General features: G+C 68.8%; 22 protein-coding genes and 1 pseudogene. 17 read left to right on the top strand and 6 right to left on the bottom strand.

The window, feature by feature from the left end; translation table 11 throughout:
• Positions 1 to 42 precede the first annotated feature (42 nt).
• Positions 43 to 1,212, bottom strand: a complete 1,170-nt coding sequence (locus MKL01_RS29130) for a cysteine desulfurase family protein (protein ID WP_243908666.1) — start codon at positions 1,210 to 1,212, stop codon at positions 43 to 45.
• Positions 1,213 to 1,476: 264 nt separating this feature from the next.
• Between MKL01_RS29130 and MKL01_RS29125 the strand changes: the two genes are divergently transcribed.
• The 3 genes from MKL01_RS29125 (at position 1,477) to MKL01_RS29115 (ending at position 3,937) form a co-directional block, all read left to right on the top strand.
• Entirely contained in the window at positions 1,477 to 2,133 is a 657-nt protein-coding gene (locus MKL01_RS29125; RefSeq protein ID WP_243908665.1) for an alpha/beta hydrolase, read from the top strand.
• A gap of 87 nt (positions 2,134 to 2,220) precedes the next feature.
• A complete protein-coding gene (locus MKL01_RS29120) occupies positions 2,221 to 2,607 on the top strand; it encodes a response regulator (RefSeq protein WP_243908664.1) in 387 nt (128 codons plus the stop codon).
• Between the two features lie 37 nt (positions 2,608 to 2,644).
• Positions 2,645 to 3,937: an O-acetylhomoserine aminocarboxypropyltransferase/cysteine synthase family protein gene (locus MKL01_RS29115; RefSeq protein WP_243908663.1), complete on the top strand. Its 1,293-nt coding sequence runs from the start codon at positions 2,645 to 2,647 to the stop codon at positions 3,935 to 3,937.
• A 272-nt stretch (positions 3,938 to 4,209) separates the two neighbouring features.
• Here MKL01_RS29115 and MKL01_RS29110 read toward each other — a convergent pair whose 3' ends face one another.
• From MKL01_RS29110 to MKL01_RS29095, 4 genes are all read right to left on the bottom strand, one after another.
• A complete protein-coding gene (locus MKL01_RS29110; RefSeq protein ID WP_243908662.1) occupies positions 4,210 to 5,379 on the bottom strand; it encodes an acetyl-CoA acetyltransferase in 1,170 nt (389 codons plus the stop codon).
• A gap of 59 nt (positions 5,380 to 5,438) precedes the next feature.
• Positions 5,439 to 6,485, bottom strand: coding sequence for an Ldh family oxidoreductase (locus tag MKL01_RS29105; protein ID WP_243908661.1), 1,047 nt, complete (start codon positions 6,483 to 6,485; stop codon positions 5,439 to 5,441).
• Positions 6,478 to 8,196, bottom strand: coding sequence for an IlvD/Edd family dehydratase (locus MKL01_RS29100; protein ID WP_243908660.1), 1,719 nt, complete (start codon positions 8,194 to 8,196; stop codon positions 6,478 to 6,480). The genes MKL01_RS29105 and MKL01_RS29100 overlap by 8 nt, the downstream gene beginning before the upstream one ends.
• A 121-nt stretch (positions 8,197 to 8,317) precedes the next feature.
• On the bottom strand, positions 8,318 to 8,887 hold the full coding sequence (locus MKL01_RS29095; protein ID WP_243908659.1) for an NUDIX domain-containing protein: 570 nt from the start codon (positions 8,885 to 8,887) through the stop codon (positions 8,318 to 8,320).
• A gap of 265 nt (positions 8,888 to 9,152) precedes the next feature.
• Here MKL01_RS29095 and MKL01_RS29090 point away from each other — a divergent pair, with 265 nt between their 5' ends.
• From MKL01_RS29090 to MKL01_RS29055, 8 genes and pseudogenes are all read left to right on the top strand, one after another.
• The gene (locus tag MKL01_RS29090; protein ID WP_243908658.1) at positions 9,153 to 9,683 is read left to right on the top strand and encodes a hypothetical protein; all 531 of its coding nucleotides are present in this window, start codon (positions 9,153 to 9,155) and stop codon (positions 9,681 to 9,683) included.
• Positions 9,680 to 9,931, top strand: coding sequence for a monovalent cation/H+ antiporter complex subunit F (locus MKL01_RS29085; protein WP_243908657.1), 252 nt, complete (start codon positions 9,680 to 9,682; stop codon positions 9,929 to 9,931). The genes MKL01_RS29090 and MKL01_RS29085 overlap by 4 nt, the downstream gene beginning before the upstream one ends.
• Positions 9,928 to 10,212 (top strand): monovalent cation/H(+) antiporter subunit G, encoded by a 285-nt coding sequence (locus tag MKL01_RS29080; protein WP_243908656.1) that lies wholly within the window; start codon positions 9,928 to 9,930, stop codon positions 10,210 to 10,212. The genes MKL01_RS29085 and MKL01_RS29080 overlap by 4 nt, the downstream gene beginning before the upstream one ends.
• The gene (locus MKL01_RS29075; protein ID WP_243908655.1) at positions 10,209 to 10,460 is read left to right on the top strand and encodes a Na(+)/H(+) antiporter subunit B; all 252 of its coding nucleotides are present in this window, start codon (positions 10,209 to 10,211) and stop codon (positions 10,458 to 10,460) included. The genes MKL01_RS29080 and MKL01_RS29075 overlap by 4 nt, the downstream gene beginning before the upstream one ends.
• Entirely contained in the window at positions 10,457 to 11,233 is a 777-nt protein-coding gene (locus MKL01_RS29070) for an MnhB domain-containing protein (RefSeq protein WP_243908654.1), read from the top strand. The genes MKL01_RS29075 and MKL01_RS29070 overlap by 4 nt, the downstream gene beginning before the upstream one ends.
• Positions 11,234 to 11,235: 2 nt before the next feature.
• Positions 11,236 to 11,631 carry a sodium:proton antiporter gene (locus MKL01_RS29065; protein ID WP_243908715.1) on the top strand — a complete coding sequence of 132 codons (396 nt, stop codon included), beginning with the start codon at positions 11,236 to 11,238 and terminating at the stop codon, positions 11,629 to 11,631.
• Positions 11,628 to 13,382, top strand: a complete 1,755-nt coding sequence (locus MKL01_RS29060) for a complex I subunit 5 family protein (RefSeq protein ID WP_243908653.1) — start codon at positions 11,628 to 11,630, stop codon at positions 13,380 to 13,382. The genes MKL01_RS29065 and MKL01_RS29060 overlap by 4 nt, the downstream gene beginning before the upstream one ends.
• A gap of 250 nt (positions 13,383 to 13,632) precedes the next feature.
• Positions 13,633 to 14,673 (top strand): annotated as a pseudogene (locus MKL01_RS29055) (tyrosine-type recombinase/integrase); the annotation flags it as partial.
• Between the two features lie 75 nt (positions 14,674 to 14,748).
• On the opposite strand, the gene MKL01_RS36295 reads toward MKL01_RS29055, so the two are convergent.
• The gene (locus MKL01_RS36295) at positions 14,749 to 14,868 is read right to left on the bottom strand and encodes a hypothetical protein (protein WP_409566376.1); all 120 of its coding nucleotides are present in this window, start codon (positions 14,866 to 14,868) and stop codon (positions 14,749 to 14,751) included.
• A 199-nt stretch (positions 14,869 to 15,067) separates the two neighbouring features.
• Between MKL01_RS36295 and MKL01_RS35840 the strand changes: the two genes are divergently transcribed.
• The 6 genes from MKL01_RS35840 (at position 15,068) to MKL01_RS29030 (ending at position 21,282) form a co-directional block, all read left to right on the top strand.
• On the top strand, positions 15,068 to 15,199 hold the full coding sequence (locus tag MKL01_RS35840) for a hypothetical protein (RefSeq protein WP_279604946.1): 132 nt from the start codon (positions 15,068 to 15,070) through the stop codon (positions 15,197 to 15,199).
• Between the two features lie 168 nt (positions 15,200 to 15,367).
• Positions 15,368 to 15,601 carry a DNA-binding protein gene (locus MKL01_RS29050; RefSeq protein WP_243908651.1) on the top strand — a complete coding sequence of 78 codons (234 nt, stop codon included), beginning with the start codon at positions 15,368 to 15,370 and terminating at the stop codon, positions 15,599 to 15,601.
• A gap of 113 nt (positions 15,602 to 15,714) precedes the next feature.
• Positions 15,715 to 18,045 carry a primase-helicase family protein gene (locus MKL01_RS29045; RefSeq protein ID WP_243908650.1) on the top strand — a complete coding sequence of 777 codons (2,331 nt, stop codon included), beginning with the start codon at positions 15,715 to 15,717 and terminating at the stop codon, positions 18,043 to 18,045.
• Positions 18,046 to 18,649: 604 nt separating this feature from the next.
• On the top strand, positions 18,650 to 19,267 hold the full coding sequence (locus MKL01_RS29040; RefSeq protein WP_243908649.1) for a recombinase family protein: 618 nt from the start codon (positions 18,650 to 18,652) through the stop codon (positions 19,265 to 19,267).
• A 171-nt stretch (positions 19,268 to 19,438) separates the two neighbouring features.
• Entirely contained in the window at positions 19,439 to 19,795 is a 357-nt protein-coding gene (locus MKL01_RS29035) for a hypothetical protein (protein WP_243908648.1), read from the top strand.
• Positions 19,792 to 21,282, top strand: coding sequence for a hypothetical protein (locus MKL01_RS29030; RefSeq protein WP_243908647.1), 1,491 nt, complete (start codon positions 19,792 to 19,794; stop codon positions 21,280 to 21,282). The genes MKL01_RS29035 and MKL01_RS29030 overlap by 4 nt, the downstream gene beginning before the upstream one ends.
• The last annotated feature ends 142 nt before the right edge of the window (positions 21,283 to 21,424 follow it).

Here is a 21,424-nt window from a genome sequence, read left to right as displayed (position 1 = left end):
AAGGACCGGGAAGCGTCTTTCGGATAGCGGAGGGCGCGGCACTCAGGCCGCGCGCCCTCGCCGTTTATATAGGGGCTGTAGCACCCGTTCGAAGGCGTCGAGGAAGCATGCCGCATCCGCGTCCACCGTGTTCCAGCCGAGGCTGACGCGCAGCGCCCCCCCGGCAAGATCCGCACCGACCCCCATTGCGGCGAGCGTCGCCGAGCGGGCGACCTTCCCCGAGGAGCAGGCCGAGCCCGACGAAACTGCCACGCCGGCGAGATCGAGGGCGATCAGGGCCGCGGGCGCGTCGAGGCCCGGGACCGCGACGTTGAGCGTGTTGGGCAGGCGCACCGCTCCGGCGGCGAACACCACGCCGTCGGGCGCAAGGGCGCGGACCCCCGCCTCGATCCGGTCGCGCAGGGCGGATAGGCGCGCGGCCTCCCCGTCCAGCGACTCGCGGGCGATCCGGGCCGCCTCGCCCATGCCGACGATCGCCGGTAGCCCCTCGGTGCCGCAGCGCTGGCTGCGCTCCTGGCCGCCCCCCCGGAGCAACGGGCTCTCCAGGGTGACGCCCTCCGCCAGCACCAGCGCGCCGACGCCCTTCGGCGCCGCGAATTTGTGGCCCGACAGGGTCAGCGCATCGAGGCCCAGCCGGGCCATGTCGAGGGCGACCTTGCCGGCCGCCTGCACCGCGTCGCTGTGGACCAGAACCCGGCCGTGCGCCCGGGCAAGGGCCACCACGTCGGCCAGCGGCTGGACCGCGCCGGTCTCGTTGTTGGCCGCATGGACCGAGACGAGCACGGTCTCATGCGCATGGGCGGCGAGGCGCGCCTCCAGGGCCGACAGATCGATCACGCCGTCTGCGGTCACCGGCAGTACGTCCACCGCCGTGTCCGTGAACCGGTGACCCGCGGCCACGCAGGGATGCTCGGTGGCGGTGTGAAGCAGGCGGGTCGGGTTCGGCAAGCCCCGGCCGCGCAGGGCGCCCGACAGGACCGCGTTCGCCGCTTCCGTGCCGCCGCTGGTGAAGACGACCTGCTCCGGCCGCGCATTCACCAGCGCGGCGACCTGAGCGCGGGCGGCCTCCAGCGCGGCCCGCGCCGCGCGGCCCTCCGCGTGGACCGACGAGGGATTGCCGGGGAGCATCAGCGCACGCGCCACCGCGTCCGCGACGGAGGGACGGACCGGGGCGGTGGCATTGTAGTCGAGATAGGCGCGTGCCCGGCTCATCCGCGTTTCGTTCCGCCCTCTGCTGCAGCGCGTCACAATTCCTTGCCCGCGCACCGGCTCTCCGTGCTAAGGCGCGCCGAGACTATGAGATCCCCCGACCGAGCACGGTCGGTGCGACAGCCGACGCGACGCTCCCGACGGCCTTTTTAGAATAGTTCTAATTACCTAGAATTATTCTAAGAGCGCTTTTATGGAGTGCGCGCGGCGAGTCAAGGCTGTCGCGCCGATCGTCCGGCGGGCGATCTCGACAGCGAGAGACGAGCAATGCCCGAAGTCATCTTCACCGGTCCGGCCGGCCGCCTGGAAGGCCGCTACCAAGCCCCCAAGAAGCGCGGCGCGCCGATCGCCATCATCCTGCATCCGCACCCGCAGTTCGGCGGCACGATGAACAACCAGATCGTGTATAACCTGTTCTACACGTTCGCCAATCGCGGATTCGCGGCCCTGCGCTTCAATTTCCGCGGGGTCGGCCGAAGCCAGGGCGCGTTCGATCACGGTTCGGGGGAGCTGTCGGACGCCGCGGCCGCGCTCGACTGGGTTCAGTCGGTCAACCCGGAGGCGAAGTCCTGCTGGATCGCCGGCGTCTCATTCGGCTCGTGGATCGGCATGCAGCTGCTGATGCGCCGTCCCGAGATCGAGGGCTTCATCTCGATCGCCGCGATGGCGAACCGCTACGATTTCACCTTCCTGGCGCCCTGCCCCTCCTCCGGCCTGTTCGTGCACGGCTCCGAGGACCGGGTGGCCCCCGCCCGCGAGGTGATGCCGGTGATCGAGAAGGTGAAGACCCAGAAGGGCGTCATCATCGAGCACCAGATGGTCGACGGTGCGAACCACTTCTTCGACGGCAAGGTCGAGGAGCTGACCCAGACGGTGGACACGTACCTCGACAAGCGCCTGGGCAAGCGCGAGGAGGCGGCCTGACGCGGCCGAACCCCGCGCCTTGACGCGGGGAGGCCCGGAGGAATAGGCCGCGGGCTTCACCCATCGAGATTCACCGTCGCAGGTCTGATGTCAGATAGCCCGTCCGACCATCCCGTGGTGCTCCTGGTGGAAGATGACGGCCTCCTTCTGATGGAGGCTTCGGACACCCTCGCGGATGCGGGCTTCACCGTCCTGGAGGCGAGCCACGCCGACAAGGCGCTGCGGGTCCTTGAGAATCGCAGCGACGTCGGCGTCCTGATGACCGACGTCGACATGCCGCAGGGCTCGATGGACGGCTTCGCCCTCGCGCGCTTGGTGGCGCATCGCTGGCCGTCGATCCCCGTGCTGGTGGTGTCCGGCATGGGCACCCCCGGGCCGAACGACATGCCGGAGGGCGCGCGCTTCATCCCGAAGCCGTACGAGCCGACGACCCTGGTCCGGACGCTCCACGCCTTCCTCCGCCGCGCGGCCTGACCCCCCGGTCGGGGCGCCGACCACCCGACCGAGACCCATGACGGACAAGAACCGACAGCACCGCTTCGCGACCCGGGCCATCCATGCCGGCGCGGCGCCGGATCCCGCCACCGGCGCGCGAATCCAGCCGATCTACTTCACCAACGGCTTCGTGTTCGAGTCGACCGAGCAGGCGGCGGACATCTTCGCCGGCCGTCGGACCGGCTTCTCCTACTCGCGCGGCTCGAACCCGACGGTGGCCGCGCTGGAGCGCCGCATCGCCGACCTCGAGGGGGCCAAGGCCGCCGTGGCAGTCTCCTCCGGCCAGTCGGCGATGCTGCTGGTGCTGATGACCCTGATGAAGAGCGGGGACGCCTACGTCGCCTCGCCGCGCCTGTTCGGCGGCTCGCTCGGCCTGATGCGCCGCCTCGACGGCCGCTACGATCTGAAGCCCCGCTTCGCCCGCGGCATGAGCCCGGAGGATTTCGAGGCCGCGATCACGCCGGACTGCCGGGCGATCGTCTGCGAATCGATCGTGAACCCCTGCGCCTCGGTGATGGACCTCGACGGCATCGCCGCGGTAGCGCGCCGCCACGGCCTGCCGCTGGTGGTGGACAACACCCTGGCGTCTCCGGCGCTGATCCGGCCGATCGCCTACGGCGCCGACATCGTCGTGCACTCGACCTCGAAGTTTCTGGGCGGCTCGGGCCAGACCATCGGCGGCGTGATCTGCGATGGCGGGCGCTTCGATTGGGAGAAGGCCGGCGGCTACAACCTCATCTCCGAGCCCTGGCCGGACTACGACGGGCTGGTCCTGACGAAGGCGTTCCCGAAAACACCCTTCGCCGCGGCCTGCCGGTTCTTCGGCCTGCGCGACCTCGGGCCCGGCCTGTCGCCGATGAACGCCTTCCTCACGCTCATGGGGATCGAGACCCTGCCCCTGCGCATGGAGCGGCACTGCGCCAATGCGCGGGCGGTGGCGGCCTTCCTGAAGGATCATCCCGCGATTGATTGGGTGAGCTACCCGCTTCTGCCGGGGCAACCCGGCGAGGATCTCGCCCGCCGCTACACGCCGGACGGGCCCGGCGCGATCTTCACCGTCGCGCTGAAGGGCGGCGAGGCGGCGGCCTTGCAGTTCATCGCCGGGCTGGAACTGATCTCGCACCTCGTGAACATCGGCGAGATCAAATCGCTGGCGATCCATCCCTCGTCGACCACGCACCGGCAATTGCCGGAGCACGAGAAAGCCGCCGCGCGGGTCGGCCCCGAGACCGTCCGGCTCTCGATCGGTCTGGAGAACGAGGCCGATCTGATCGCCGATCTCAGGCAGGCGCTGGACAGGCTGGGCTGAGCAGGGCGGTTTCCTTCCCTGCGGGCCCGAGCATGTCCGGATCGAGTGCAGCGCCGTGGCGGCCCCACGAGATGCAGGGCGTCTCCTCACATCGAGCGTTCTCTATCTGCAGCGGATGAGGAAGCGCGATGCGCTCTCTTCCCCCCCTTGCGGGGAGGCGTTGGAGGTGGGGGTGGTGCAGACGGCACCGCCGAGCCGCATCCGGCACAACCCCCACCCCGTGACCCCTCCCCGCAAGTGGGATGGACAGAAGCGCAGCCGTCTTCCCCAACTCAGCGCCGCCGTTCCAGGATCGACACGTAATTCGCCACGGCCGCGCCGCCCATGTTGAAGATCCCGGCGAGTTCGGCACCCGGCACCTGCATCTCCCCGGCCTCGCCCATGAGCTGGAGGCAGGCCATGACGTGCATCGAGACGCCGGTCGCGCCCACCGGATGTCCCTTGGCCTTCAGTCCGCCGGACGGGTTGATCGGAAGCCGGCCGCCCTTCTCGGCGGACCCGTCGCGCACCACGCGATACCCCTCGCCCGGGGCGGCGAGGCCCATCGCCTCGTACTCGATGAGTTCGGCGATCGTGAAGCAGTCGTGGGTCTCCACGAAGGAGAGGTCGTCGTTGCCGATTCCGGCCTGGCTCCGGGCCTTCTCCCAGGCCATCCGGGCGCCCTTGAATTCCGTCGGGTCGCGCCGGGACAGGGGCAGGATGTCGTTGACATGCGCCCGGGCCCGGAAGCCGATCGCCCGCTCGAGCCCCTCGGCGGTCTCGGCATCGGCCACCACCAGGGCCGCCGCGCCGTCCGAGATCAGCGAGCAGTCGGTCCGGCGCAGCGGGGCCGCCACGTAGGGGTTCTTCTCGGAGACCCGGTTGCAGAAGTCGAAGCCGAGATCCTTGCGTAGCTGCGCATAGGGGTTGCCGACGCCGTTGCGGTGGTTCTTGGCGGCGATGCGGGCCAGCTCCTCGCTGCGATCGCCGTAGCGCTGGAAGTAGCCCGCCGCGATCCGCCCGAACACGCCCGCGAATCCGCCCTCGATCTCGGCCTCCTCCTTGCGGTAGGAGGCGCCGAGCAGGATATCGCCGGTCTCGGCGACCGACTTGGCCGTCATCTTCTCGGCGCCGATCACCAGGGCGACCCGGCCGCGGCCGCTGTCGACGAAGTCGAGGGCCGCGTAGAGCGCCGCCGAGCCGGTGGCGCAGGCATTCTCCAGGTGGGTCGCCGGAGCGTGGGCGAGACCGGGCCGGTTCACCGCCACCAGCGATCCCTCGAACCCCTGCTTCGAGAAGCCGGTGTTCATCGAGCCCACGTAGATCCCGTCGACCTGCGCATCCTCGACGCCGGCATGGGCCAGCGCCTCCCCCGAGACCCGGGCGATCAGCCCCTCGACATCCGGCTCCTCCAGCTTGCCGAAGGGGGTGTGGGCCCAGCCCACGATGCAGGCGCGCGTCATTCCGTGACCTCCCGTCTCTCGGAGGGACGATGGCCCCGGCCTCGCCGACGATCAAGCTCTCAGGCGCGGAGTCCGACCACGCCGGTCTCGCGCGCCAGCCGATCCAGGTCCGCGAGCGTGTCGGCCGGAAGCTGCAGGCCGTCGTGCCGGTTCCGCGCGTCGTTCCGCGCCTCGATCTCGCCGGGATAGAAGATCTCGTCCGCCTCCTGCGCCAGGGCTACGCCCTTCAGCTCGGCGATCATCGCCTCCATGCGGGCCGCGAAGGTCTCGGGCGGCTGGAACTTCGCGATGTCGAGGGCCAGCATGAACTGGCCGGCGCCGCTGCGCCGCTCGGCCTGATAGGGCCCGGCCACGCCGGTGCCGGACGCGCTGCCGGTCAGGATGCCCGACAGCATGTCCATGACGAGCGCGATGGCGTAGCCTTTGTGGCCGGCCATCGGCAGCACGAGGCCGTCGAGAGCCGCTTCCGGATCGGTGGTCGCCCTGCCCTCCGCGTCGAGCGCCCAGCCCTCCGGGATCGGCAGGCCCTTCTGGCGGGCGAGATAGATCTTGCCCCGGGCGACGCCCGTGTTGGCGATGTCGAGGACCATCGGTGCGTGCCGCCCGGCGGGGGCGGCCCAGGACCAGGGATTGTTGCCGACGACCTTCTCGCGGCCGCCCCATGGCGCCATCGACGGGCTGGCGTTGGTCGACAGGAAGCCGACGCAGCCGGCCCGGGCCGCCATCAGCGTGTAGTACATGGCGGTTCCGAAATGTCCGGAGTTACGCAGGGCCACGACGCCGACCCCGTGGGCCCGGGCCCGCGCGATCGCCGCCTCCATGGCGCGGGCGGTGAGCACCTGTCCCATCGCGTCGCCGCCATCCATCACCGCGATGGCCCCGGCATCGACCGCCAGCTCCGGCGAAGCCACCGGGTTGCACACGCCGGATCGGAGCCGATCGACGTACCAGGACAGGCGCATCACCCCGTGGGACTGGTGGCCCCAGAGATCGGCCTGGACCAGGGTGTCGGCGCAGAGCCGGGCATCCGCCGCGGGGAGGCCCGACGCGGCGTAGACCGCCGTGGCGAAGTCGAGCAGGCGATCCGGCGCGATCCGGTCACTCATGGGTCGCCTCCCCCATCAGGAAGTCGAAGTCGCAGCCCGCGGGGGCCTGGGTGACGGTGCGGCGGTAGAGCGCCTTGTAGCCCCGGGTCGGGGCCGGCGGGGGCCGGTGGCCGGCGAGCCGGCGGGCGATCTCGTCGGGCTCCACCAGCAGGTCGATCCGCTTGTCGCGGATCGACAGGCGGATCCGGTCGCCGTCGCGCACCGCCGCCAGCGGGCCGCCGATGGCGGATTCGGGGGCGATGTGCAGCACGATCGACCCGAAGGCCGTGCCCGACATCCGCGCGTCGGAGATGCGCACCATGTCCTTCACCCCCGCTCGGGCGAGCTTCTTCGGGATCGGCAGGTAGCCGGCCTCCGGCATCCCGGCGGCATGCGGGCCGGCATTCTGCAGCACCAGCACGTCGCCGGGGCCCACGTCGAGGTCGGGGTCGTCGATCCGCCGGCTCAGGTCCTCCAGGCCGGTGAACACCACCGCGCGCCCCTCGGACTCGAACAGCTCCGGGGTTGCCGCCGCGCGCTTGAAGATCGCGCCCTCGGGGGCGAGGTTGCCGGTGAGCGCCACCAGCCCGCCCACGGGCGAGACCGGGTTGTCGAAGGCGCGGATCACCGCGCGGTCGACCCAGCCGGACGGCTCGTCGAGCCGCTCGGCCAGGGTGCGGCCCTCCACGTCCACGGTGTCGAGGTGGAGGAGCGGGCGCAACTCGCGCAGCAGCGCGCCCATCCCGCCGGCGGCGTGGAAGTCCTCCATGTAGCCCTCGCCCACGGGCTTCAGATCGACCAGCACCGGCGTCTCGTCGGAGATCTGGTTGAATCGTTCGTAGGGGATGCGGATGCCGAGCCTCCCCGCGATCGCCGTCAGGTGGACGATGGCGTTGGTCGAGCCCGAGACCGCCATCAGCACCCGGATGGCGTTCTCCACCGACTTCTCGGTGATGACCTGCGACGGCGCGATCTTCGACTGGATCAGCCGAACCGCCGCGCGGCCGGTCTCCTCGGCGGCCACCAGCCGGTCCGAATGCACCGCCGGGATCGCCGCCGTGCCCGGCAGCGACATGCCGAGCGCCTCCGCGATGCACGCCATGGTCGAGGCCGTGCCCATCACCGCGCAGGTGCCGGCGGTGACCGAGAGCCGCCCCTCGACCTCGGCGATCTCCGCGGCATCCACGGTGCCGGCCCGGTATTTCGCCCAGAAGCCCCGGCAGTCCGTGCAGGCGCCGAGCCTCTGGCCCCGGTGGCGCCCCGTCGACATCGGACCGGTCACCAGCTGGATCGCGGGAAGCCCCGCCGAGGCCGCGCCCATGAGCTGGGCCGGCACGGTCTTGTCGCAGCCGCCGATCAGCACGACGGCGTCCATCGGCTGGGCCTGGATCATCTCCTCCGTGTCCATGGCCATGAGGTTGCGGTACATCATGCTGGTCGGGTTGAGGAAAACCTCGCCGAGCGAGACCGTCGGGAACGGTCGCGGCAGGGCGCCGGCGGCCAGCACGCCGCGGGAGACCGCCTCCACCAGCTCGGGCATGCCCCGATGGCAGTTGTTGAAGCCGGACGGCGTCATCGCGATGCCCACCACCGGCTTGTTCAGCAAGGCCGGCGAGATGCCCATCGACCGGGCGAAGGAGCGGCGCAGGTATCGGGCGAAGTCGCGGTCGCCGTAATTCGTCAGCCCGCGGTCGAGCCCGTGCGGCTCGGCGTGTCCGGCGTCTTCGCTCATGACATCGATCCTTGAAACGTAAGCCTCGCCGGGTCTCAGCGCAGGTGGAAGGCGATCCACGCGACCCCGGCGAGCACCGCGGCGGTCAGCAACCCCTGGGCGACTACGCGATAGCGGATTCTCACGCGCGGAACAGCTCCGGATGGCGCACCCGCAGCGCCAGGACGAGGGTCAGCGTCTTCAGGTCGGCGATCTCGGCGCGTTCCGCCATCCCGGCGAGGTCGGCGAGTGCCATCTCCACGACCCGGATGTTCTCATGCTCGCCCTCGGCCCCGCCGCCGTCGGCCGCCCGGTCCGCGCGCCTGTAGGGTGCGAGGTAGAGATGCAACTTCTCCGTGGTCAGGCTGGCGCAGGAATAGGTAGCGCCGACGAATTCCAGGGTGTCCAGGCGCAGGCCAACCTCCTCCAGGGCCTCCCGACGGACGTTCTCCTCCGGGGCGCCGTCGTCGATCAGCCCGGCGGGCGCCTCGAGCTGGACCTGCTCGCCGGCCGCGAACAGGGGCGGCACCCGCAGCTCGCGCACGAGGGTCGCGACCCGCCGCTCCGGATCGTAGGGCAGGACGCCCACCGCGTCGCCGTGATCCTCGATCGCCCGCTCCACGACGGCCCCGTCGGCCAGGCGCACCTTCGCGATGCCGAACCGGCACCAGCCCTCGTGCACGAATCGGATGGTGAGGATCTCGGCTTTCATCGCGCGTCCCTGTGCCTGCGAGCCGGCTCGACCGGAGATCGTCCCGCCTCGCCCTCCTGCGGGGGCCCGCGGCGGCGGTCCTCCGAGGCACTCTCCGAGGCAGCGATGTCCTGAAGGCTCACTCGAATCCTCCGCCGCGCCGCCTCAGGATGACCGCCAGGGTTGGGAACGCCCGGATCGGAATGGCTCTGAGATCCCTACACGGAACCGTGTCGTCGGGTTCCGGGAACGGCCACGCCCGCGGCCACGTTTGGTCGATCAGCGCATGGCCACGCTTCCGCGGGGCGCGCCCCGGCCAGGATCGATGCGGGCAGGACCGATCAGCAGCATCCACCAGCGATCAACGCGCGTCGCCGTGGTGATCTGGGTCTCGCTCGCCCTTGCCTACCTGGTCTTCGCCGGATCGCCGAGCGTGAACGAAGGCCTCGCCACGGTGGCGTGCGCCAGCCTCGGCACGGCCTGGTGGTGGGTCGTCGGCCGTCGCGGCGGCGTGCGCTTCCGCTTCGAACGGGCGGCGCTGCGGCCCCTCGCCGAGGCCGTCCTCGGCTTGCCCGGGCAGACCCTCCGCGTGGGCGTGCATCTGGTGAAGGCCCTGCTCGGCCGCGCCGCCGGCGGGACGACCCGCGAGCGGAGCGCCGCCGAGGTACCGTGGGCGACGCCGCACGGCGAGACGGCGCCGGCCGCGCGGGCCGTGGGCCTGTTCGCCGCCTCCCTGGCCCCGGACAGCTACGTCCTCACCCTCGACCGCGACCACGGGACCGTGGCGACGCACGTTTTAACGGGCGAAGCGCCGTGAACCTCTGGACGGCCGCCATCCTGGCGCTGCTGCCGCCGCTGATCCTGGGGGCGGTCCTGGCGTGGCGGGGGCGTCCCGGCCAGCGCTTCGCCGCCTACCAGCTTGTCGGAAGCGTCACGGTGCTGATCCTGACGCTGATGGCGTTCGCCACCGACCAGGCGTCGATCACCGACCTCGCCGTCACCCTGGTCCTGTTGAACCTGCCCGGCACGATGCTGCTGGCGGTCTTCCTGGAGCGCTGGATATGAGTTTCGCGATCGGCGTCATGCTGGGCCTCGCGGTGGCGGTGACGTGGCTCGCCGCCCTGGCCCTATGGCGCCTGCCCCGGGCGCTCGACCGGATGCATGCCCTCGCGTTCCTCAATGTGGCGGCGTCCGGCCTCGTCACGACGGCGGCCTTCCTGGCCGACGGGATCTCGGGGCGCTCGCTGAAGATCCTGCTGATGATGGCGGTGTTCCTCGGCTGGGCCGCCGTGCTGTCGCACGTGACCGGCCGGGCCGTGCTGATGCGTGAAGGCCGCTCGGCATGACCGTGATCCTGCCGCTGCTGTTCCTGCTCGCCGCCGGATCGGGCACCGCGGTGGTGCTCATCCGCGACCCGGCCCGGCAGATCTTCGCCATCGCGGTCAACGGCCTCGTTCTGGCGATCCTGTTCGACGCCCTGCAGGCGCCCGACGTCGCCCTGTCGGAGCTGGCGGTGGGCTCGGCGGCGGTGCCGCTCCTCTTCCTGGTCGCGCTGATGGCGGTCCGCAACCAGCCACCCGAGGAGAAGTCGTGAGCCCGCGCCTGCGCGTCGCGCTTCTGGCCCTGTCGGGACTCGCGCTGCTCCCTGGCGCCGCCGCGGTGATCGCCGGGCTGCCGCCCTTCGGCGCGACGATCGCGCAGTACGGCGAACGCATCAACGCGATCGCCCCGGACGCGCGGCACGTCGCCAATATGGTGAGCGCGATCAACTTCGACCTGCGCGGTCTCGATACGCTCGGCGAGGAGTTCATGTTGCTCGCCGCCATCACCGGGACCGTCGTGCTGCTGCGCGGCCACCGCGGCGAGGGCAATTCCGGGCGCGCCATGCGCCGGGCCGGCCGCGCCTTGATCCCGCGCTCCGAGGCGGTGGTGCTCGCCTGCCGGATCGCCGGACCGCTCACCGCCGTGTTCGGGCTCTACGTGGTGGTACACGCCACCGTGACGCCGGGCGGCGGCTTCCAGGGGGGCGTCATCCTCGCCTCCGCCACCCTGCTGATCTACCTCGGCGAGGGCTATGCCGGGTGGCGCGACGCGGTGCGCAGCCACTGGCTCGACGCCCTGGAGGGTGGGGGTGCCCTGCTCTTCGCCCTGTGCGGGCTGGGACCGATGCTCATGGGCGCGGCCTTCATGCAGAACGTCCTGCCGCTCGGTACCTTCCGCGACCTCTTCTCCGGGGGCCTGATGCTGATCGAGAATCTCGGCGTCGCCTTGGCGGTGACGGGCGGGTTCACCCAGCTCTTCCTGGAATTCATGGAGGAGACCCGCGCGACGGACGAGCCCGAAGAGCCCGGGGAGGAATCCGCGTGAGCATGCTCCCCTACGCGGTCGCCGCGTGGCTGTTCGGGATCGGCCTCTACGGCATCGCCACGAGCCGCAACTTCATCCACCTCGTGGGCTGTCTCGGGATCTGCCAGTCGGCGACCTACGTGCTGCTGCTCGGCCTCGGCTACCGCTGGGGCAGCATCGCGCCGATCTTCTACGACCATCCGCCAGGCACGCCGGCGGTCGATCCGGTGATGCAGGCGCTCGTGCTCACCGACATCGTCGTCGGCGCGACCCTGACGGCGCTCCTCCTGGTCCTGACCATCCAGGCCTACAAGCGCGGGGGCAGCCTCGACCCAGAGATCCTCCGGCCCATGCGGCCGGGCGGACAGCCCGATCGCGGGGCGAGCCGGGCGGACGACGGGGAGCGGACGGCTCCGTGACCGCTTCCGCCGCCGCGCTCCTGCCGCTCCCGGTCGCGATCCCGCTGGTCGTCTGTGCGGCCATGCTGGCCACCGCGCACCTGCTGCCGGGGCGCCTCCCCGACATCCTGGCGACCCTGGCGGCGCTCGCCGTCGCGGTCCTCTGCGCGGTCATCGCCAGGCACGCCGCCGAACATCCCCTCGTCTACTGGTTCGGCGGCTGGGAGCCGCATGACGGCGTCCATCTCGGCATCGGCTTCTCGGTCGACGAGGCGAGCGGCTGGGTCGCGGCCTTCATCGGCCTGCTCTACGCCGTCACCTTCGTGTTCGCCTGGGGCTTCTTCGGCCGCACCCACGGCCATTTCCACATCCTGATGCTGCTGTTCCTGGCCGCCATGGTGGGGTTCTGCTTCACCCGCGACATGTTCAACCTGTTCGTGTGGTTCGAAGTGATGAGCGTCGCCGCCTTCGCGCTGACGGCCTATCACCTGGAAGAATCCGCCCTCTCGGGCGCCATCAACTTCACGGTGATCAACAGCCTCGCGGGCTTCCTGATGCTCGGCGGGATCGGGCTGATCTACGCGCGGACGGGCACGCTCGATTTCGAGGGGATCGCCGCCGCGGTGGCGCGCAGCGGACGCGATCCGGTGGTGGCGGGGGCCTTCTGCCTCGTGGCGGCCGCCCTGATGATCAAGGGCGCGATCGTGCCGTTCCAGTTCTGGCTCGCCGACGCCCACGCGGTGGCGCCGAGCCCGGTCTCGGTGATCTTCTCCGGATCGATGGTGTCCCTCGGGCTGTTCGGCCTGGCGAAGCTGAGCGCCGTCGTGTTCGGGGGCTCCGATCAGCTCCGGCACGCCCTGCCGTTGCTTCTCACCGCCCTCGGCGGCGGCACCGCCCTGCTCGGCGGCTGGATGGCCCTGCTGCAGCGGCACCTCAAGCGGATGCTCGCCTTCTCGACGATCTCGCATGCCGGAATCATGCTCACCGGGATCGGAGCGCTCTCGGCGGACGGCACCGGCGGGATGCTGGTCTACCTGGTCGGCCACGGCCTGGTGAAGGGCGCGCTGTTCATGGTCGCCGGCATCCTGCTCGCCACGCGGGCGAGCATCGACGAGATCGCCCTGCGCGGCCTCGGGCGGGGGATCGGGCCGGCCGGGATCGCCATGGCGCTGGCCGGGCTCCTGCTCTGCGGCCTGCCGATCGGCGTGCTCGACCAGGGCACGCGCCTCGTCCAGGGGGCGCTGGCGCAGCAGGGCCGCGGGATGGCGCTGGCGGCCGGGGCCATCGGCGCGGCGCTCACCGGGGCCGCGGTGCTGCGGGCGGCGGGCCGGATCTTCCTCGGGCTCGGACCCGATCCCGGTGACGAGGCCGGAGCGCCGAGCGCGGACGAGCGCGAGAAGGCCAACCGGCCCCTCTGGCTGATGCTGGCGCCGTGCTGCGTGCTCCTCGCCCTCGACGTCGCCCTGCCGGCGGATCTGATCGAGCATGCCGTCCCGCGGGCGGCTTCGGCGTTCCTTCACCGCCCGGCGGTGGCCGCGCTGGCGGAGGGGCCGGCCTGGCTGCCCTGGACGTCCTTGACCGCCGCGCTGGCGGGTGCCGGCTACGGGCTGTTTCGGAGGCGTCTGCCGGCCCTCGTGGTCCGGCCGGTCAGCGTGACGCAATCGGCGCCGACGCGCGCCCTGGAGGTGCTCCACAGCGGGCTGATCGGCGACTACGCGGCGTGGCTGGCCGTCGGGGTTGCGGTCATCGCGGTGGTTCTGGGGCTGGCCTGACGGACGGGCCCCGGACGGCGGGTGACGCTGCCGGTCGGAGTGTCGGGAGTGGTGCCGCAAGAGGGATTCGAACCCCCGACCCCCTCATTACGAAACATAGGGTAGAGAGTCCGAGGATTGACAGGGCTGCTTACCGGGGCGCAGAAATGACGTCTCGGCAGGGGTTTGGGCGCGTGTACCCTCTCATCATGTGGGCGGGACCAGCCAGGGCGCTCGCGCTTCCTGCTTACTATGTGCTTACCGGTAAGCGATGCGCCTCACGAACCAGACCGCCCTCGCAGTTCAGGTCCCAGCCGGCCGCGACAAACTCGTGGTGTTTGACGATGATCTTCCCGGATTCGGCTTGAGCGTCAGCCGCGGCGGCTCGCGGGCCTGGGTCGTGCAGTACCGCAACGCGCTCGGCCAGTCGAAGAGGGAGACGCTCGGCAAGGCCGGGGTCCTCACGGCCGCCGATGCGCGGCGCGCGGCCGGTGAGCGGCTGGCGCGGGCGAAACTCGGCGAGGATCCGCACGCCGAGAAAGCCAAGGCCAGGGCGCGGGCCGCGGTCACCTTCGGCGCGGTCGTCGAGCCGTACCTCGACGCGGTCGGGCCGAGCCTGCGTCCGTCGTACCTCTCCGAGGTGAGCCGCTACCTGCGCACGGCCTGGAAGCCGCTTCACAAAATCCCGCTCCACGCGGTCGACCGGCGGCAGATCGCCGACAGGCTCGCCGAAATCCAGCGGGACACCGGCCCCCATGCGGCCAACCGTGCGCGTTCCGCGCTGTCAGCGCACTTCGCGTGGCTGGTCGGGACCGGCAAGGCCGAGGCGAACCCCGTCATTGGGATGCCGAAGCCCGCGCCCGAGGTGCGGCGCGCGCGAGTGCTTTCCGAGGATGAAGTCGGCCGGGTGTTGATGGCCTGTCGGAACGACGACTTCGGCCGGATCGTGCGGCTGCTGCTGCTGACCGGGCAACGCCGCGATGAGGTCGCCGAGATGACGTGGCCGGAATTGGATCTCGCGAGTGCCTTGTGGTCGCTACCCGGGACTCGGGTGAAAAACGGCCTGGATCACGACGTGCCGTTGTCTGCCCCTGCGCTTCAAATTCTGGCGACGATGGAGCGGATCGAGGGGCGCTCACTCGTGTTCGGGCAGGGCGAAGGTGGATTCCAGGGATTCTCCCGGGCGAAAGCTTCGCTCGATAAGCGGTCCGGCGTCACCGGCTGGCGGCTGCACGATCTCCGCCGAACTGCTGCGACGCTCATGATCGACCGCCTGAAGGTGCTTCCACACGTCGTCGAGGCGGTCCTGAACCACATCTCCGGTCACAAGGCAGGCGTGGCCGGCATCTACAACCGGGCGGTCTACGCCACAGAGAAGCGCGAGGCCCTAGACGCGCTCGGCGCCTACCTCGCGGGTCTTCAGCCACGCGTCGAGGTCGCCACGGCGGACGCCGAGCCGGCGTTCGCTCAGCCGAAGAAGCGTCGGGCCGCGGCCGTCTCTGCACATTCGGCGGAGCGTCGCCGCGCTCAGGCCTAGCTCCCGAGCTGCCATTTGGAACGGCACGACATGGCGTGCTGGATCAGACATTACCCCCTCCCCGCTCCCTCCGCTTGGCGTGTGGCGCCATCAGAAATTCCCCGGCGCGACTTGGCAGCAGACGACTCTGCGCGACCGATAGAGCTTCACCACCTGGGCGACGGCTTCCATGATCGTGAGGTGGCTCGCGACCGAGGGGTTCGGGATCGGCTCGCGCGCGATCGAGCGGATCTCGGAGAGGCGGGATGGGCGCGAGGTGAAGATCGAGGTTCATCGAAAGCTCCTTCGCGTGACGGGCTGAGGTACGGAGTTCGTTTTTAGGCGTCGAAAATCGAAAACTTTTCTCGCGACTTACTGTTATCGCCCGGGCAAGATACTTTCCAGCCGAGAGGTAGATTTACGATACGCTTGCAGACTGTTCAAGCGCGTTGTAATCGGTGGCTTCTTCCACTGTAGAGGAGCGCCGCCGATGGCGATGGAGACGACGATGACCGCCGAAGAGCGGGCCGAGGCGCTGGAGCGGCCGCTCGTGCCGGTGAAAACGGCCGGCCTGATCCTCGGGTTGAGCCTGACACCGACATTCAAGGCGATCGCGAGCGGCGACATCCCGACGATCACGATCAACAATCGGCGATACGTCCCGACCGCGCGTCTTCGCGAGATGATCGAAGGTCGTGTCGGCCAGTCGGAGAAAGCTGCCTAATCAGCTCCCGCACCGATCGACTGAGTTAGTTCCGGGAATACGGACCTCTCCACTTTGGAGATCCCTTTACGGGCCCCAAACAGCGCCGGCCATGCCGGTTAGGAGTAGGTACAATGGCTTTCGAAGAACAGAAAAAGGGGTGCGAGCGCCTGTCCGCGCCGCACCCCCAGGAGAACCAAGATCAAAGCTCAAACAGCGATTTAAGAGATAGCACGAACCACCAGGAGAACAAAGGGAAAAGCACGTTCCAGAAGCTCGGAAGCCTCACCGACGTCCCGGCGTTGCGGGACTACTTCAACCGCATCGGCGCCGAGCCGCGGTCACTCAAGACCGCTGTCGTACGCGAGAGCGCCGGGAAATACTGGCGTGACCTCGCGGTGATCCGCGTCGCCAAGGACGGCAAGGTCACGGCTCCGGCCGACTACGCCCCGACCGAGGACGAGGCCAAGCGCATCGCCGAGGAGTGTGCCGGTTTCCGGTGGCCGGAGATCCAGCCGCTCCCGACCCTGACCGATCTCCCGAAGATGGTCCGGGAAGCGGATGACGAGGACGTCTTCGAGTTCCGCGACGAGAACAACATGGTCGTGATGCTTCAGGTCCGGATGGAGCGCGACGGGGAGCGCGCCTATGTGCCGTGGACCTATTGGGACGACGGCGAGTGGCGGATGACCGAGCCGGACGGCCCGCTCCCACTCTACAATGCCCACCGGCTGAAAGAATTTTCGTCCGTCGTTATTCACGAGGGGGCCAAGGCCGCGCGCCACATGCAACGCCTTGTCGATGGCGTGACCCGCAAGGATCGGGATGCGCTGAAGGCGCATCCCTGGGGTGCCGAGCTGGGCCATACGCTTCACATCGGGTGGATCGGGGGCGCGCTGTCACCGCATCGAACGGACTGGGACGCCCTGAAGAGGGCTGGCATCACCCGCGCCGATATCGTGCCGGACAACGACGAGGTCGGCCGTTCGGCGGTCCCGTACATCTCGAAGGCGCTTCGCTGTCCGACGTTCGTGATCCAGTTCGGCGAGCAGTTCCCGTCCGGCTTCGACCTCGCGGACCCGTTCCCGGAGGCGATGTTCAAAGGCGGCCGCTACGCCGGCCCGGCCTTCCGTGAGTGTCAGCATCCCGCGACCTGGGCGACGGATCTCGTTCCGAATCCGGATGGGAAGGGGCGGCCCGCAGCGGTCCTCCGCGAGAGCTTCAAACTGATGTGGGCATATGTCGAGGATGCCGACCTCTTTGTCTGCCGGGAGATGCCGGAAATCGTCCGAAACGAGGCCGTGCTGAACAAAATGCTCGCGTCGTTCTCGCACGTAAACGACACGGTTCGGCTCGTGCTCAAGGAGTACCAGGGGCGGTCCGTTCGCCTTTGCTACCGGCCGGGTGAAGAAGGAACTTCGATCGTCGCCCACGGCTCGTCGGCGATCAACCTGCACCGGCCGTCGCTCATCCGTTCGAGCGCCGGGGATCCGGGGCCATTCCTAGATTTCATGAAGTACCTTTTCCCGAACGAAGCCGAACGGGTCGAGGTCGAGAAGTGGTGCGCGACCCTGATCGCCCGTCCGAGCGTCCGGATGGGGTACGGTCTCCTCCTGATTTCAGAAACTCAGGGCGTCGGGAAGACGACCCTCGGACAAGATATTCTCGCACCCCTCGTGGGAGAGTTGAACGTCAGCTTCCCGAGCGAAAAGGACATAATGAGCGACTTCAACGAATGGGTCGCCAATAAGCGCCTTGCCATCGTCAACGAGATCTATTCGGGGGCGTCTTGGAAGGCGTACCAGTCTTTAAAGACCGTGATCACCGACCGTTTTGTAACGGTCAATCAGAAGTACGTCCGTCAACATACGATCGACAACTGGGTCCACGTTTTTGCGTGCTCGAACTCTCGGCGCGCCCTCAAGATGGAGAACGAGGATCGCCGCTGGTTCTATCCGGAGGTGACAGAGACGGCGTGGCCGAAGGATCGCTTCACGGCGTTCCGGGAATGGCTCTCGGGCGACGGGCTCCGCATCATCCGGCACTGGGCGGAGAACTACGGGAACTACGTCGGCCCGGCTGATCACGCCCCGATGACGGCGCGGAAGGAGGATATGATCGCCGGATCGCGCTCGGACGCCCAGGCGGAGGCCGCCGCCATCGCCGAGGCCGTGCGCGACCTCGCGAGACCCGCGGCTGTCGCGCTCAAGGAGGTGATCGATTTCATCAAAGGCGGCGCGTCGGGGCGGGTGTTCGATACGGACTACGAGCTTCGGCGCACCATGACCGGATGCGGGCTCGCGGTCCTTCCGGAGCGTGTCAAGATCGGGGGACGGAGACTGTACATTCTGGTCAATGCGGCCATGAGCGCCGAGCTGGCCGAACTTACGAACGACGGGGCGATCGCGGCCATGGTTCGGGAGAAGAAGGTCGCCCCTGGCGATGTGTTGAACCCGAGGTTCTGAAGCCACCGGCCTCCACCCGATGCCCCGCTCGCGCCCTGACGAAGGCGTGGGCGGGGTTTTTCGTGTCCGGGGCACCGGTAGCCTGCCGGCCGAGGGAAGGGGCGGAAGGGCGGAATTGGTCTCGTTTCGGAGCGTGGGCCGGATTTAATAGCCGGGACCGGGAGGGGCGGAAGGGCGGAATGATCTTCGTTTCCGGGCGTGGGCCGGATTTAATAGTTCTCTTCTTCTACCCCTCTGATCATGAGCAGTAGAAGAGTAAGTAGAGTTAAAACGGCCCCACGCCCCAAAACGAGACCAATTCCGCCCTTCCGCCCCTCGCCAGATCCCATCCCCGCGGGCCTCGAAACCACGACGGCACGCGCACACCGGCCGGACAGAAAAATCCGCGGCGCCCAACTCGACCTTGCCGACCGCTCACACCCGCGCCAGCACCCGCTGAACCTGAACCGCCGACCACGCCGATCCCCGCGTCATTCCCCCGACGCCGGTCTGAAAAGGTATGCCCTGATCGGACTACCCTTAGAGTGGTACGATAAACGCCACTGGACGACGCAAATCGGACCGCTTATATTCGGACCGGTCTAATCGTACCGACGAGGTTCCGATGTTCGTTCGAGCCTACCTCCGCGCGTCCACCTCCGAGCAAGACGCCACTCGCGCTCGTGAGCCTCTGGAGGCGTTCGCCCGCGAGCGCGGCCTGACGATCGCGGCTTGGTATGTCGAGAACGAGAGTGGCTCGAAGCTGGCCCGTCCTGAGCTGTTCCGGCTCCTGGCGGACGCCCGCCCCGGCGACGTCCTCCTCGTCGAGCAAGTCGATCGCCTCTCCCGCCTCACCGCGGGCGACTGGGACCGTCTCAAGACCGAGATCTCCTCCCGCCGAGTCCGGGTCGTCGCCCTGGACCTCCCGACCTCCTGGGCCATGGCCTCCCCTGACCCGGACGACTTCACCGCCCGGATGTTCGAGGCGTTGAACGGCATGATGTTGGACATGCTCGCGGCCGTGGCCCGGAAGGACTACGAGGACCGCCGTCGTCGTCAGGCCCAGGGCATCGCCAAGGCGAAGACTGAGGGCCGCCTCCGGGGCCGCCCCGAGGATGCGAAGCGGAACGCCGGCATCGCCGCCATGCTCGCCAAGGGCGCCTCGTGGTCCCAGGTCCAGGCCGCGACCGGAGCCTCGCGGGACACGATCGCCAGGGTCGCCCGCACCGCGAAGGTAGCCTGACGGTCCTTCGCTATCGCAAGTAAGTAAAAGAAAAGCACCTTTAGGAGCCGAACTGCCTAAAAAATCAATTTCATTGACCTTGTCCCGCGGTCATCTAAATTACCCCCAGTCATCACGTCGATATAGGCCGCTCACAGGGCCGATATCGATTTAGGACCGGCGGGATACACCGTGGAAACCGAACTCGCTCCGGATCAAACGAAAGAAAAGCGTCTTTTCGTCGACTTCGACGGTCGGACGAAGTTCGCGCGTAAGCTTCGGGAGACCCGCGAGCGGCTGATCGCGGAGCGCGGCGGCCTCAATACACTCGACGCCGTCCGGCTCGACGCGATCCACGCCTTCGCCCTCCTGTCCCTGGAGCGCGAGCGCATGACCGCCGCGCGCTCGGCCGGCGAGGCGATCGACCTCGATCAGTTCGGGATGCTCTGTGACCGGTGTGATCGGCTGTCCCGCCGCATGGGTCCGCCGGTGTCCAAGGCCGCCCGGCCGCTCGACCTCGCTTCCCATCTCGCCGGCCGCCGCCCATGAGCCAGCGTCGCCTCATCCCCATGCGGTCAGCCCTGGACGACCCGGCGTTGTTCGGTGAGATCCTGCCTGGGAAGTCGTGGGCGTTGTGGCGGATCCTGCTCATCGCCTCCCAAGGCGAGACCCTCTCCGCTGAGGAGCGATTGGTCTTCCTCGAACTGACCGGTCGCGAGCGCGAGCCCGACGCGCCAGTTGACGAGTTCTGGGGTGTATTCGGTCGCCGGGCCGGGAAGACCCGCGCCTTCGCGATCCTGGCCGTCTACTACGCCTGTCTGATCGACTACGCCGACGTCCGGGCACCCGGCGAACGGCTGAAGGTCGTCCTCCTGGCCGCGACCACCAAGCAAGCGACCAAAGCTTTCACCTACATCCGCGGGATCATCGAAGGCGTCCCCCTCTTCGCAAACATGATGGACGGCGAGCCGACGGCCGACACGATCAGGCTGACGAACGGGGTCGACATCGAGATCCGCCCGGCGAACTACCGGACGATCCGGGGAGAGACGCTCGTCTGTCTCCTCTGTGACGAGGTCGCCTACTGGCACACCGCCGACACCGCGGCGAACCCCGACAGCGAGATCCTCGGCGCGGCCCGGCCCGCGCTCGCGACGACCGGCGGCCCCCTCTACGGCTTCTCGTCGCCCTACTCGAAGCGCGGCGAGCTGTGGAACACGTTCAAGCGCGATTTCGGCCCCGACGGCGACCCGAGCGTCCTCGTCGCGAAGGGGGCCAGCCGGACCATGAACCCGACGCTGTCCGAGAAGGTCGTCGACCGGGCTTACAAAGCCGACCCGGCGGCCGCGGCGGCAGAATACGGGGGTGAATTTCGGAACGACATCGAGGCGTTCATCACCCTCGAAGCCGTCCAGGCGTGCATCCCGACCGGTGTCCGCGAGCGTCCGCCCGTCGCCGGAATCCGGTATCGCGCCTTCGTCGACGTAAGCGGCGGTGGATCGGACAGCCACGTCCTGGCGATTGCGCACCACGACGGGGAGGTCGCCGTCCTTGATGCCGTCCGCGAGCTTCAGGGATCCCCGGATGCGGTGACGGTCGAGTTCGCCGGCCTCCTCAAGACCTTCGGCGTGACGACCGTGGTCGGCGACAACTACGGCGCGGCCTGGGTTCGCGACCGGTTCGCCGCGCACGGCGTGACCTACCAGCCGTCCGAGAAGAACAAGTCGGACATATATCGCGAGTTCTTGCCGATCTTGAACAGTGAACAGTGCCGGCTCCTCGACGTTCCGAAGCTAGAGGCTCAGCTTGTCGCGCTCGAACGCCGTACAACCCGCGGAACTGGCCGGGACATAATCGATCATCCGCAGATGAAGGGCGCTCATGACGACGTGGCGAATGCCGTGGCTGGGGCCATTACTGTTGCAAAGATCGAAGAACGGCGTAAGATTATCTTCACTCGTGAAAACATCGAACAACTGAAGCAACTGACGCAATCGAAACGCCCACCTCATCAAATGTTCGCCCGCCGTAGGTAGCCAGAAGGTCCCGCCGTCATGCCCGCGAAGCCCGAAAAGACCGAAGCAACTTCGGAGAAGACCCGGCCCCTCTACTATGACGAGGCCCTCCGGGTCCTTTCGACGAAGGAGTTCGTCCGCAACTGGGCGTCCTTCCCCCACC

Source organism: Methylobacterium sp. J-070 (assembly GCF_022829385.1).
Taxonomy (GTDB): domain Bacteria; phylum Pseudomonadota; class Alphaproteobacteria; order Rhizobiales; family Beijerinckiaceae; genus Methylobacterium.
This window is presented reverse-complemented; position numbering and strand designations above follow the sequence as displayed.